The sequence below is a fragment of the Nocardiopsis sp. iso_186 genome, from assembly GCF_056173365.1.
In genome coordinates this window covers 4,670,824-4,684,347 of sequence record NZ_CM149670.1, presented here as the reverse complement: position 1 = coordinate 4,684,347, position 13,524 = coordinate 4,670,824, and the positions used below count along the sequence as shown (strand labels likewise).

Here is a 13,524-nt window from a genome sequence, read left to right as displayed (position 1 = left end):
ATTACTTGAAGTAATGAACATCGTTTGCGGGTAGAGAATCCCCTGCAATAAGGACGAATGCCTCTGCCACTGCGCAGGCACCAGCACCGACCGCCTCGGGCACTCACCGTGCGGTGGGGCGCCGGCGCAGCAATCCCTCCAGCGCCAGCACCGACCGCAATCGCCACAGTGTGGCCGCGTACCCGGCGCCTCCCACCAGCATTGCCACTGCGAGCGAGCCCGCCCCGGCGCCCAGGACCGCGTTGGCGCCCAGCGGGACCAGGCCGAACCAGACGAGGCACGCACCCACGGCCACCAGCCAGGCCCGGCTCAGCGGCTGGAGCCCCAGCGAACGGTGCAATTGCGCCAACGGCAGCAGATTGCGCACCAACACGGCCGCAGCCCACGCCAGAGCCGCACCCACCGCCCCGATCCACGGGATCAGGACCACGCACACCACCACGCTCACCACAAGCGCCAGGATGTTGTTGAACAGGTTCCAGCCGGTGCGCCCCGCCATCGTCAGGGCCAGGTCCCCCATGCCACAGGCAGAGGACGCCAACATCGCAGCCGAGACCACTACCAGCACACCGGCGCCTGCCGCGTAGTCCGCGCCGAACAAGTGCAGGAGCAGCGGCGCATACACGATGACGGGCAGGTAGAGCGGCCAGGTCAGGCAGACCAGCCACGCGGTGCCGGCCTGGTACAGGGTGGCTGCGCCCTTGTGGTCGCGTATCGCCAACAGTTCGGCCAGGCGCGGCTGCACCGCGAACTGGATGGCCTGTGTCGCGAACTGACCGACCACCATGAACCGTGTCGCCGCCGTGAACACCGCCGCCTCGGCCGCCCCCTGGAGGACCGCGACGAGGACGATTCCGCTGCGCTGGATCCCGATCTGGGCGATGCTGGCCACCGATCGGGGCAGAGCGAAAGCCCAGAAAGTCCGTGCGTCCACGACCTTCGGCCCCACGGGCAGTGGTGCGGTTTCCTCCCGCTCCGCAACACGCAGGACCCGGCGCAGCCACCACCAGGCCAGGATCGCGACCGGAAGGTACGGGCCGACCCAGGCCACTGTCAACAGTCCTGCGCCGCCCCACACGGCCAGTGCGCCCAGCAGGGCCAACTGCGCGGCGGGACGGGCCACCTTGTCCAGGACCACCGTCGCCCGCATGTCGTTGAAGCCGCGGGTCGCTGCCAGTGCGGCATCGGCATAGACGGCAAACGGCAGGAAGATCGCCAGCACCTGTAGATAGGCGGCGGCATCCTGGCTGCCCAGGAGCCCCGCGAGCGGTTCGGCCAGTAATGCCAGAGCCGCACCGACCAGCAGGGCCACCGCCACCACCGGTCTCAACGCCAGCCGTAGCACTCCCAGGCTCTGACCGCCTGCTCCCAGGGCGCGCAGTCGCGCGATGAAGTACACCAGGCCGTTGGAGGTGCCAAGGTTGGCCACCGCGAGCACGATGAGGAACACCGAGGTCGCGGAGAAGAACACGCCGGCGGTCTCCTGGGGAAACATATGCGCCACGACCACCACGAGTCCGACGTTCAGCGCGGCCCCGCACACCGCCCCGGCCATGTTGACGGCCCCGCCCCGCGCCACCCGGCCCAATCCGGCGGAGTCTCCGCTCGTCGCGGTCGGTGCGGCCCCCGTCGGCCGTTGCTGCGTCTTCGGTCCCGGGTCGTTCATCGTCGCCAACCGGGCATGCGCCCCCACCACTGGGCCAGCCGCTCGTCATAAGGCGTGAAATGGGCGCGCAGCCGATCCCGCAGGGCCGGGTCCATGCTGCTGCGCGGCCGTGCGTTGTGACGCTCGAACCGGATGCCCGAATGCTGGGGGAGGTCGAGGAAACCGGCGATCACCTCGAAGTTCTCCTCCGGCTGCCGGAAGAACGACTCGCTTTCCACGACGTGGATGCGATCGCGCCCCACGTGCTTCTCCAAACGTTCCAACTGGTCCACGTACTGGCCTCGTGACAGATAGGCGTGATGTTGATGGCTGTGCGAGTAGGCGCAGGGGTCGGCAGCCAACCACTCCTCGACCCCGGCCAGCCGCTCGGGCTCCAGTTCCAGAGCGCGTTCGAACGTCTCGGTCTCAAAGCCCCTGGCCCGCTCGTGCACGTAGGCGGAGTAGGCGCGTTCCACCGGGTCGCGCAGCGCCACCAGAATCTTCGTGTCGGGCAGCTCCCGAGCGATCCGCTCGGGGGCCAGCGGGTGGAACATGTAGTACGGGCTGGACTCGCAGACCTGGACGGGGGGCAGGGCCGACTTGCGCGTGGGGAAGTGCCCCCGGTAGAACGCCGGCCCCCGATGGTGGTTCACGTCGAAGTAGTGCACGCCCTTGCGGAAGGTCGGCCCCTCGACCAGCGGGTGCTGCACCAGGGCCTTGAACAGCGAGGTCGTCCCACCGCGCTGGGTGCCCACGATCAGGAAATCGGGAAGGACCCGGTTCCACCGGGTCAACTGGCCGAACACTCCTGCTGCGGCACGCATAGCGTTCTTGGCGGCAGACACGGCGGGTCCGGGGCGGTTGGTTGCGGTCATACGTCACAGGCTCCTTGCTCGGAGGGCCGGCGCGCCGGTCCGGGCGCGCTTGACAGGGGAAAGCCGCTCGCCGGGCGAACCGGGACGGCCATCGGTCAGGGGCGGGCGGTGGCCGCCTCGTGGGCGGCACGCTCCTCCAGCCCGGCGAGAGCCGGCAGCAGCCAGTCGTCCACGGCTGCGAGCTTCGCGCCCGCCTCAGCCTGACGGTCGTGCAGATAGCGTGTCGCCAGGTCGATCAGGTAGAGCGCCATCACGGTGGGCACCGCACGCGACTTCAGCCCGGTCGCGGCCAGCATCGGGTCCCGCAGCAGGCGCGCGCCACTGTCCAGCCAGCGGTGCACCCCCTGATGCACGCCGGCCTGGACCGACTCGTTGAGTTCGTAGTGCAGCGCGTCGAAGCCCACCGGGACGTCGAACGTCAGCCGTTCCCAGTCCCATACGAACGCCCGTCGCGAGGTGCTGGCCACGTTCCACCGGGTGAGGTCGCCGTGCCAGGCCCCGAAAGGCACCCGGACGTCGGGCAGCCGCTCCAGGGTCGCGCGCAGCGCATCGGCCTCGGGCCGCTGGCCCAGGGCGGTAATTCGCTCGACAAGGGTGCGCCGGTAGGGCGAGGCGGAGACCAGCCGTTCGGCGATCGGTTCCAGTGCCGCCACCTGGACGACGCAGCGCAGCAATTGGCGACGGGTGGGCCGGTCGGTCTGATCGCCTACAGGCAGCGCCTCCTGGACCAGCAGGGGACGATCGTTCCACTCGCCCGCGTGAAGCAGGCGAGGCACGGTGACATCGGGCAGGACCGAGTCCAGCAGGCGTCTCAACGCCACGGTCTCGGCAGCGACCAGGCGCGAGGTCAACGCGTTCACCCCGACCTTCGCGTACCCCACGATGCGGCCCTTGGGGGTGAGGAGCAGGAGGACGGGTTTGCGGTTCGCGCGGGGCGGACCGACATGGATGACGATCACCAGCTCCCGGTCCAGCGCACCCGAAAGCGCGTGTTCGATCCCCTGGCCCGAGCCGACCCGCAGCCGGTCGCGCAGCAGCAGCGGAGCCACCCCACTGGCGAACGCCGTGGTCAGCAGGCCCGTGCGCAGTTTTTCCCGGAGGGAGTGGCCCTGCGCGAACGCCGAGATACCGCGCACAGCGGCGTAACGGTTGGCGGCGGGGATGATCACCCGCGGATCGTGGGCGGAGGGAACCGGCAGGTAAACGCGCACAGGCGCGCCACGCGAGCCGGGCGTCCCGGGTTCTTCGCCGGAACCACGGTCGAGGAGACCGCCGCACGGCCAGAGCACCTCGGCGAGGTCGGTCAGGTAGGTTGTCTCGCCGGTCATCGCACGCCACTTTCCAGCGTCGAGACCACCGTTGGCGTCTTCTCTCTCGACCTCCGCCACAGCAGGGCAACGGCGATCATCGAGACGGCCAGCGGCGCCGTCAACGCGACGTAGAAGAACATGTACCAGAACAGCAGCAGGATGCTCAGCAGCGAAGCCGAGCCGACCAGGGAGAGGTCGCCACGGTGACGCCACGCGGCCTGCGCGAAGAAGGCCAGGAAGAGCAGGGTTCCGCCCCAGCCGTTCGCGATCAGCAGCAACCACAACTGCCCGTTGTTGCCGATCGTGTTGTTGCCGCACTGCGGGCACTCGGGGGACTTGCCGATCGCGATGGAGGAACCGCTGCCCAACGCGGCGCGGGTCGTTCCCCAGCCCACGACCGGCGAGTCGCCCGCCGCACGCAGCGCGGCCGCGCTGGCCACCGCGCGGCCGTCGTCGCTGTGCGGGTTGTCCGCGCGCTCCTGCAAGATGTCCAGCAGTGGTGAGACGAGGACCGCGGCCAGCGCCAGTGCCACCGCCCCCGCGCACAGCGACACGGCCGCGATCCTGCCGCGACGCAGCAACTGCACCAGTGCAAAGGCCACCGATAGTGCCAACCCCACCCACAGGCCGCGGTTGAGCGAGTAGACGACGGGGACGACCGAGACCGCGATGGCCGCCACGCCGATCAGCTGCCTCCGGGTGCTGCCCCGCGCAACCCAGCCGACCACCAGCCAGATGAGGAGCAGTGACAGCATGTTGCCCCAGGTGTTGGTGTACTCCCAGGGAGCTTTGGGGCGCGGCGACTCGTACCCCAGCACGTCCATGATCTGGGCGGCGGAGGGATGGACGAGCGCTTGGACGTAGGACTCCCCGGCCAGCGACCCGGGGAGCAGCATCTCCACCAAGGACGTGAACTCGAAGTAGGGCCAGAAGGTCCCCAGCAGGCCACCGGCCACGGTCGCCAGGCACAGCCAGCCAAGCGCGCGGGCGATGCGCAGGTCAGACAGTTCCGTCCGCGACAGGTTGCCGACGTAGAGCATCAGCACGGTCAGCGCCAGGTAGGTGATGATGCGCATGATCGCGCCCAGCATCCCGCCGGTGCCCGCCAGAGCGCCCGCCGGTGTCAGCCCCACCAGGACCAGTCCGGCCACCGACCAGACCAGGAACAGCACCCACAGGGTGAACCCGGAGGGTAGGAACAGCGGACGTCCCGCGTGGTGGCGCCGGACCAGTTCGATCACCATCGGCACCGCGAACAGCCAGAACGCGAACTGCCCCAGTCCCAGCGCCCACCAGAGCGGGTATCCGGCCGTCAACCACACCACTGGCCACCCCGGGCGCAGGAGGTGCGTCACCGCTGCGGTGCGAGGTCGGCGGAGGACTCCGCTGTGTCGTGCGCGCCCGTGGCTGCCTTGGGAGCGCGTACCGGGGGAGCCTGTTCCCTAGGCGCTGGAGTGGAGGCGTGGAGCGTCGCCACGGTGACCGTGCCCAGCATCCGTGCCCCGATGTGCTTGAGCCGGTCCAGGCCCCCGGTCAGGTCCTCACGGCGCGTTCGGCCCAGTTCCACCACGGTCAGTACCGCGTCGCAGGCCGGGGCCATGGCGTGGGCGTCGGCGCGCTCGCTGATCGGCGCGGTCAGCACAAGCACGTAGCGGGCCCTGCCCCGCAGCTTGTTCAGGGTGGTGATCATGACCTCGCGCTGGAGCAGGCCTGCCGCGCGGTCGGGGTCCTGGCCAGAGGAGAGCAACCGCAGCCCCGGGGTGCGGACCGGATGCTGTTCCAGGGCGTTCGTATCGGCTCCCTCGATCAGTACCTCGGTCAGTCCGGGCCCCTGGGCCTCCAGCAACCGGGAGGCGGTCGCATCGCCTGGGTCGGCGCACACCAGCAGGACCCCGGCGTTGACGCGGGCCAGCGCGGCGGCCAGGTTCACCGCCACCACGGCCCCGGAGGAGCCGGAGGACAGCGCTGACACCTGGAGTACGTGGTCGCCCGCACCCAGACGGGCGCCGAGCGTGTGCGCCAGTTCCTGGAAGCCTTGGCCGGCCCGGCTGGTGGCGTCCAGGATGCCCGCTGCGGCGTCGGTCGCGCGCAGGTCCAACAGGACAGGGCCCGCGCCGTGGCGCCGGGCGTCGCCCACCGACCGCAGACGGGAGTCGCGGCGGTCCAGCAGGTAGGCGGCCGCGACTCCGGCCACCAGACCGAGCAGAAGTCCGCTGCCCAGCCACATGGCCGGTATCGGGGAACTCGCGGAGTCGGGGGCGACGGCGGCGGTGATGACCTGTCCGGGCAGCAGGGACTCGCGCAGTGCCTTGAGCGGGTTGATCTGCTTGCCGAGTTCGGTGATCTCGTTCTGTACGGATCCGAGTTCGGTCTCGGCACGTACTTGAGCCGCCCCGGTCGCGGAGTCGGCGCGGTCGGACGCGCGACCCAGTGCAGCCTCCCGTTGCCTGAGTTCGCTGGTCAGTGCGGTGACCCGGGCGTCGATCTGCTGGTCCACCTGTTCCGCCCGGTACTCCAGGTAGGCGCTGGCGAACGCCGTGGAGCCCCGCTGAGCCAGCTCGGGGCCGGAGTCGGAGTAGGCGATGTCCAGCACGCTGCTGTTGGGCGGGACACTGACGTTCACCCGGTTGCGGAACTCGGTGATGTCCTCGACGCGGCCCAGTTTCTTCAGCGCGGCGGAGGCGACCTCGGCGGATGCCACGAGTTGGGCTTCGGTATCGAGGTTGACCTCGCCGTTTGTGCGGCCGGAACGTTCGCCGGTGAGGTCGGCCAGCCCGGTCGGTCGTACCTGTACCGAGGTGGTGGCGGTGTAGGTACGGGGCACGACCACCAGGGCCAGCGCCGCGATGGTCAGACCGAGCGCCATCGCGGCAGCGATGATCCACCAGCGGCGTCGCAGTGTGGCCGCGTAGTCGGTGAGTTCCGGTCCGGGGGCGGGGGTATCCATCGGGGAGCGTCCCTACTTCTTCGGTCAACACATCTCGACTGACACGTTTGGTAATTTCTTAAACACTAAGAGTAGTCGAGTTGATCGTGTGCAGGGTTTGCCATCATCGAGAGTTCGGTGAAGCGGCGGAACCGGCAAGGAATTTGACGCCGGGCCGGCCGCGACCGAAACACAGAGCGGGGACGAATGCCAGCCCTGCCCGGTGCTGTCCGTCCCCAAAGGGTGCGCCCCGGCTGTTCCTCGGACGTGGGCCCGCAGATCGGCACAGAACAGGCCCGTCCCCGCCCCCTCGTGCGGGTCGCGGTGTTTGAGAGGGGCCCGAGCACAGCGAGCGTCTGCTCGGTGAAACGGCAGGAGGAACACGTGGGCAGACGAGCGGGCTTCGACCGTCTGATGACCGGGTAGGCCCGGCCCCTCGTTTTTCGAGGGGCCGGGCCTACCCGGGCGGGTGTCCTCGCCCTATGGCGCCGACATGGGGCGCATCAGCCCTCGGGGCGCTTCTTCTGCGGTTCGAACACGGCCGCCACCAGGTCCGCGGCCCAGGTGAGCAGTTCCAGGTCGCGCAGCGGCTTACCGCCCAGTCCGCCGCTCTTGGGGGCCGGGACCAGCAGCGTCTTGGTGGTTTCCTTGTGCAGGGATTTGGGGTAGAGCCTGCGGACCCGCAGTTGTTGGGACTCGCGCAATTCCACGGGGGCGAACCGGACCTGGCTGCCCTGCATGATGACGTCGGTCAGTCCCGCGCTCTTGGCCAGCACACGGAAACGGGCCACGGCAAGCAGGTTGTCCACCGGGCGCGGTGGCTCACCGTACCGGTCGGCCAACTCCTCGCGTACCGCCGCGATGTCGGCCTCCCCGCCGACCCCCGCGATACGCCGGTAGGCCTCCAGACGCAACCGCTCGCCCGGAACGTAGTCGTGTGGAATGTGGGCGTCGATGGGGAGTTCGACCCTGGTCTCGACCTCCTGGACCGAGTTCGGGTCACCCTTGAGCTCGCGCACCGCCTCACCGACCATGCGCACGTACAGGTCGAATCCCACTCCGGCGATACTGCCCGACTGCTCGGCCCCGAGGATGTTGCCCGCTCCGCGGATCTCCAGGTCCTTCATCGCCACGTACATGCCCGCGCCGGTCTCGGTGTGCTGGGCGACCGTCGCCAATCGCTCGTGCGCCGTCTCGGTCAGGGGCTTGTCGGCCGGGTACAGGAAGTAGGCGTAGGCCCGGTCCCGACCGCGCCCGACCCGGCCGCGCAGCTGGTGGAGCTGGGACAGGCCGTAGTTGTCCGCACGGTCAACGATGAGGGTGTTGGCGTTGGGGACGTCGAGCCCCGACTCCACGATCGTGGTGGAGACGAGGACGTCGAAGTTCTTCTCCCAGAAATCGACCATCACCTTCTCCAGCTGCTGCTCGTTCATCTGCCCGTGGGCGTAGGCCACCCGGGCCTCGGGAACCAGGCGCTGCAGGGTGGCCGCGACCTTGTCGATGGATGCCACCCGGTTGTGCACGAAGAACACCTGGCCCTCGCGCATCAGTTCACGCCGGATGGCCGCGGTGATCTGCTTCTCGTCGTAGGGCCCCACGAAGGTCAGCACCGGGTGCCGCTCCTCGGGCGGGGTCAGGATCGTGGTCATCTCCCGGATGCCGGTGAGCCCCATCTCCAGGGTGCGGGGGATGGGGGTCGCCGACATCGCGAGTACGTCCACCTGGGTCCGCAGCCGCTTCAGCGACTCCTTGTGCTCGACGCCGAAGCGCTGCTCCTCGTCGATGATGACCAGGCCCAGGTTCTTGAACTTCGTCTCGGCGGAGAGCAGGCGATGGGTCCCGATGACCACGTCCACCTCGCCCGAGAGCATGCCCTCGCGGGTCGCGGCGATCTCGGAGTCGCTCTGGAACCGCGACATCGGCTTGACCGTGACGGGGAAGGAGGCATAACGCTCGCTGAACGTGGACAGGTGTTGCTGGACCAGCAGGGTGGTGGGCACCAGCAGGGCCACCTGCTTGCCGTCCTGCACGGCCTTGAACGCCGCCCGGACCGCGACCTCGGTCTTTCCGTAACCCACGTCGCCGCAGATCAAGCGGTCCATGGGCAGGGCCTTCTCCATGTCGCCCTTGACCTCGTCGATAGCCGCGAGCTGGTCCGGCGTCTCCACGTAGGGGAAGGCGTCCTCCAGCTCGCGCTGCCACGGGGTGTCGGGGGCGAAAGCATGCCCGGGAGACGCCTGGCGCGCCGAGTACAGCCGGATCAGGTCACCGGCGATCTCCCGGACGATCTTGCGTGCCCGGTTCTTGGTCTTGGTCCACTCGGCGCCGCCCATCTTGGACAGCGACGGCGCGTCCCCGCCGACATAACGGGTGACCTCGTCGAGCTGGTCGGTGGGGACGAACAACCGGTCGCCGGGCTGGCCGCGCTTGGACGGTGCGTACTCGATCAGCAGGTATTCGCGTGTGGCGCCTTGGACGCTTCGGCTCACCATCTCGATGTAGCGGCCCACGCCGTGCTGCTCGTGCACGATGTAGTCGCCCGGCTTGAGCTGCAACGGGTCGATGCCGCCGCGCCGCCTGCTGGGCATCTTGCGCATGTCACGGGTGGATGAGCGCTGTCCGGCGAGGTCGGTCTCGGTGAGGACCACCATGCGCACCGAGCGCCATACGAAACCGTGCTCGATCAGCCCCGTGGTGACCGTGGCCACCGAGGCATCCGGTGGTCCGGGGAGATCCGGGCGCAGCTGTGCGCCCAGACCCGCGTCGCGCAACATGGAGACCAGCCGCTCGGCAGGGCCCTGTCCCTGGGTGAGCAGCACGACCCGCCACTCGTCGTGCAGCCAGGACTTGACGTCGGCGAGGGCGCGCTCGGTGTCGCCACGGTAGGCGTCCGCTGAGGTGGCCCCCACCAGGACCGAGTCGTCGTCATCGGCGGAACCGGCGCCCGGGTCGAAGGGAGTGACCGTCCACCACGGAAGGTCCAGTTCGCTCGCGCGCAGCCGGAGGTCGGCGATGGACTGGTAGGCCGAGGCGCCCAGGTCGATCGGGGCCTCGCCACCGGAGGCGGCGTTGATCCAGGACGCGTCCAGGAACTCCTGGCTCGTGGCCACCAGCTCCGTGGCGCGCGTGCGGATGCGCTCGGGGTCGCAGCCCAGAACGTGGGCGCCCTCGGGCAGGAGGTCCAGCAGCAGTTCCATGCGCTCGGCCAGGACCGGGGCGAACGCCTCCATGCCCTCGACCGAGATGCCCTCGGCGAGCTTGCCGAGGATGTCGGCGAGGGAGGGGTGCTCCTCGCTCAATGCGCGGGCCCTGGCCCGGACCTCGTCGGTGAGCAGAAGTTCCCGGCACGGCGGGGCGAACAGTCCGGCCGCGGCGTCGTCGCCGGAGCGTTCCGTGGCGGACATGGAACGCTGGTCGGCGACCTGGAAGTAGCGGATCTCCTCCACGGAGTCGCCCCAGAACTCCAGCCGTAGGGGGTGCTCCTCGGTCGGGGGGAAGACATCCAGGATTCCGCCGCGCACGGCGATGTCGCCGCGCTTCTCCACGAGATCGACCCGTGCGTACCCCGCTGAGACCAGGGATTGCACCACGGTGTCCAGCTCGGCCTCGTCGCCGGCGCGCAACCGTACCGGTTTGAGGTCGCCCAACCCCGCCACCAGCGGTTGCAGGGCTGCGCGGATCGGGGCGACGACCACGCGCAGCGGTGCGGTCAGCGGGTCGGCGGGATCGGGGTGGACCAGGCGCCGCAGTACTGCCAGGCGCTGACCGACGGTGTCCGACCTCGGCGACAGGCGCTCGTGCGGCAGGGTCTCCCACGCGGGAAACAGCGCGACGGAGCTCTCCGGCAGCAGGGATCCCAGCGCCTCGGTGAGATCGGATGCCTCACGCTCAGTAGCGGTTATGGCCAAAACCGGACGCCCGGCGCCCACCGGGGCGTCAACGGCCAGCCCTGCGACCAGAAAGGGGCGAAGGGCGGTTGGCGCGACGATGTCGAGACGGGGATCATGGCCGCCTCGCGCGGTCGCGATCGCTTTGCTCAGGGCCGGGTCACCGGCGACGACGGAGAGAAGTCCAGAAAGGCTCATATCACCAAGTGGGGCGTTTGATGGAAGGTGCCTGCCGCACGGCGGTAGAAACGCGCCGGCCACGGATTCGGTGTGCTCCCCGTAGACAGCCTACGCGTGGCGCCACACCGGCTGTACCCGGATTCGCCACCGCTCACAGCGTGTGACCGGCATGATTGCTCACCATGAGTAACGCTCAATCGACCCGGGCTGTTCCGCCCCTCAGGGCTCAGCCCACTCCCGAGTACGACACCGAGGTTTTTCGACAGCGCATCCATGAGGCGGGGGTGCGCGTCCGCGACGAGCGCGGCGCCACCGAGTTGCGGATCCTGGAAGCCGGTTGCGGCCGGCAGTGGACGCTGGGCACGGTGGAGGTCGAGGGGGTGACCCCGCACATCACCGGAATCGACGCCGACGGGCGCAGCCTGCGCATGCGCATCGACGAGCGCGCCGACCTGCACGAGGCGATCGTGGGTGACCTGCGCACCGTGGAACTGCCCGAAGCAGCCTACGACGTGGTGTTCTGCTCCTGGGTGCTGGAGCACGTGTCCGGCGCCGAACAGGTCCTGGACCGGTTGTTCGCCGCACTGCGGCCGGGCGGGACCCTGCTCCTGCGCATCCCCGACCGCGACTCGGTGTACGGATTCCTGACCCGGATCGCTCCGTTCGGCCTGCACGTGGCCTACAAGCGTCATGTCCGTGGCCGGGTGAACGCGGGGCGGCCAGGGTTCGGCCCGTTTCCCACCGTCTACGACCGGGTGGTTTCCTACCGGGGGGTGCTCGACTACTGCGCGCGCAATGAAGTAGAGGTGCTGCAGACGCTCTCGTGCAACCACCACCTGCGCTACTTCGGCCGGATGGCCCCGATCGTCAACGCCGGACTGCGCACGGTCGCCGCCGCGTCGCTCGGCCGTCTCACCGCCAGGCACAACAACCTCGCTTTCGTCCTGCGCAAGTCCTGAACTTCCACGTCGTCCCCCATCATTCTGGCCGACCGCCCGACAAGCGGGCCGGGTGCGTCCACCGCCTGTGGACAACCCCGGACCGCGCCGCCCCGGGCGGCCTCGGCCAGAATGGGGACGGCGCGCCGCGCGCCGCCAGCGACGACGTAGGGAGCACGCATGACCCGGCCCGCCGGTGACCCGCCCGCCTTCACCCCGGGACCGGAGGGGTTGGCCCATCTGGAGCTGATCCTCTCCGGCGTGTGCCCGCTCCCAGGTTTCATGACGGTCGCCGAGGCCGCCGAACTCGCCACCGACGGACCACCGCCCCCGGGCGCCGTCTGGCCGGTCCCGGTCGTCCTCACCGTGTCCGACGAGCTCGCCGACACCAACAGCATCACCCTCACCGACCCCGAGGGCGCCCCCCTGGCCGAACTCGACGTCACCGAGGGGCGCCGTGCGGGGGGAGCCAGGCTGGCAGGCCGGCTGCACCGGGCCGCACCGCCCGCCCACGGAGTGCTGCGCGCCCTGCGCCACACCCCGGAGCAGGTGCGCCGGGAGCGCGCCGATCGCACGCGTCCGATGCTCGCAGTGGTCACCGACCAGGCGCTGCACCATCGGGCACTGACCCGTATCCACGCCGCTCTCGACGGGATCGGCGGTACCGCCCCCGATCTGCTCGTCCTCATCGACGCACCTTTCGACGACGAGGCCGCGGCACCCGCGGTCCTGGCCGCCCGTCCCCTCCTGCCCGAGGAAACCCGGTACACCGTCGTCACCCTGCCGGCGGCCTGGACCGACGGAGGGCCCCCGCTGCCCGCGCAGCGCCGCGCGCTGCTCGCCGTGCACGTGGCAGCCGCCTACGGTGCCACCCATGTGCTGCTCGAAACCCGGGAGAGCAGCGCGACCGACGCGTCGCCCACCCCCGTGGTCGTCCTGCCCGAGCAGGAATGGGGCTACGACACCGACACCGAATCCTGGCGTCCGGCCGACCGGATCGCACCCGACCGCGTCCGGGCCGAACTCACCGCCGAGCAGGTGGAGACGGAGTTGGTGCACGGGCGGGAACTGCCTCCGTGGTTCACTCCGGAGCCGGTCGCCGCGGCGATGGCCCGGATGCGTCCTCCGCGGACCCGCCGCGGACTCACCCTGTTCTTCACGGGACTGTCCGGCTCGGGAAAGTCCACGATCGCACGCGGGGTGAGCGAGGCCGTGCGGGCTACCGGCCGTACCGTCACGCTCCTGGACGGGGACGTAGTGCGCCGGATGCTGTCAGCGGGGCTGACCTTCTCGCGCGCCGACCGCGACCTCAACATCCGCCGTATCGGCTACGTCGCAGCCGAGATCGCCCGACACGGCGGTGTCGCGGTGTGCGCGCCCATCGCCCCCTACACCGCCACCCGCGCCGAGGTGCGCCGTATGGCCCAGGAGACCGGGGACTTCTTCCTCGTGCACGTGGCCACGCCGCTCGACGTGTGCGAGACCCGCGACCGCAAGGGCCTCTACGCCAAGGCGCGCGCCGGCGAGATCCCCGAGTTCACCGGGATCTCCGATCCCTATGAGGAACCCCATGACGCCGACCTCGTCATCGACACCGCGGGGGCGGCCGAGGCGGATTCGGTCAACCAGGTCGTGACGGCCTTGCGCGAGGGCGGTTGGCTGCCCGACGCGATGCCCTGAGCAAGACCCTCCGACACGCTGGTCCGGTGCGGACGGGGTGGCGCGCGGGGCACCGGTGCGGCACAGTGGGCGGCGCACCAACT

Annotated in this window: 8 protein-coding genes; 2 read left to right on the top strand and 6 right to left on the bottom strand. The window is 69.9% G+C overall.

Going from position 1 to position 13,524, the window contains the following annotated elements:
• Positions 1-103: 103 nt before the first annotated feature.
• The 6 genes from AC0VYP_RS20580 to mfd form a co-directional block, all read right to left on the bottom strand.
• Positions 104-1,666 carry a lipopolysaccharide biosynthesis protein gene (locus AC0VYP_RS20580; RefSeq protein ID WP_475471318.1) on the bottom strand — a complete coding sequence of 521 codons (1,563 nt, stop codon included), beginning with the start codon at positions 1,664-1,666 and terminating at the stop codon, positions 104-106.
• Positions 1,663-2,520 carry a sulfotransferase family protein gene (locus AC0VYP_RS20575; protein WP_475471316.1) on the bottom strand — a complete coding sequence of 286 codons (858 nt, stop codon included), beginning with the start codon at positions 2,518-2,520 and terminating at the stop codon, positions 1,663-1,665. Before AC0VYP_RS20575 ends, AC0VYP_RS20580 begins: the two co-directional genes overlap by 4 nt.
• A gap of 95 nt (positions 2,521-2,615) precedes the next feature.
• Positions 2,616-3,848 (bottom strand): aminoglycoside phosphotransferase, encoded by a 1,233-nt coding sequence (locus AC0VYP_RS20570; RefSeq protein ID WP_285757718.1) that lies wholly within the window; start codon positions 3,846-3,848, stop codon positions 2,616-2,618.
• Positions 3,845-5,155 carry a ligase gene (locus tag AC0VYP_RS20565; protein WP_475471315.1) on the bottom strand — a complete coding sequence of 437 codons (1,311 nt, stop codon included), beginning with the start codon at positions 5,153-5,155 and terminating at the stop codon, positions 3,845-3,847. Before AC0VYP_RS20565 ends, AC0VYP_RS20570 begins: the two co-directional genes overlap by 4 nt.
• 26 nt (positions 5,156-5,181) lie before the next feature.
• A complete protein-coding gene (locus AC0VYP_RS20560) occupies positions 5,182-6,777 on the bottom strand; it encodes a Wzz/FepE/Etk N-terminal domain-containing protein (protein WP_475471314.1) in 1,596 nt (531 codons plus the stop codon).
• Between the two features lie 482 nt (positions 6,778-7,259).
• The gene (gene mfd, locus AC0VYP_RS20555) at positions 7,260-10,841 is read right to left on the bottom strand and encodes a transcription-repair coupling factor (protein WP_285757714.1); all 3,582 of its coding nucleotides are present in this window, start codon (positions 10,839-10,841) and stop codon (positions 7,260-7,262) included.
• A gap of 164 nt (positions 10,842-11,005) precedes the next feature.
• Here mfd and AC0VYP_RS20550 point away from each other — a divergent pair, with 164 nt between their 5' ends.
• Entirely contained in the window at positions 11,006-11,782 is a 777-nt protein-coding gene (locus tag AC0VYP_RS20550; RefSeq protein WP_475471312.1) for a class I SAM-dependent methyltransferase, read from the top strand.
• Between the two features lie 159 nt (positions 11,783-11,941).
• Complete coding sequence (gene cysC, locus AC0VYP_RS20545) at positions 11,942-13,441, top strand: adenylyl-sulfate kinase (RefSeq protein WP_475471311.1); 1,500 nt, start codon at positions 11,942-11,944, stop codon at positions 13,439-13,441.
• Positions 13,442-13,524: the final 83 nt, after the last annotated feature.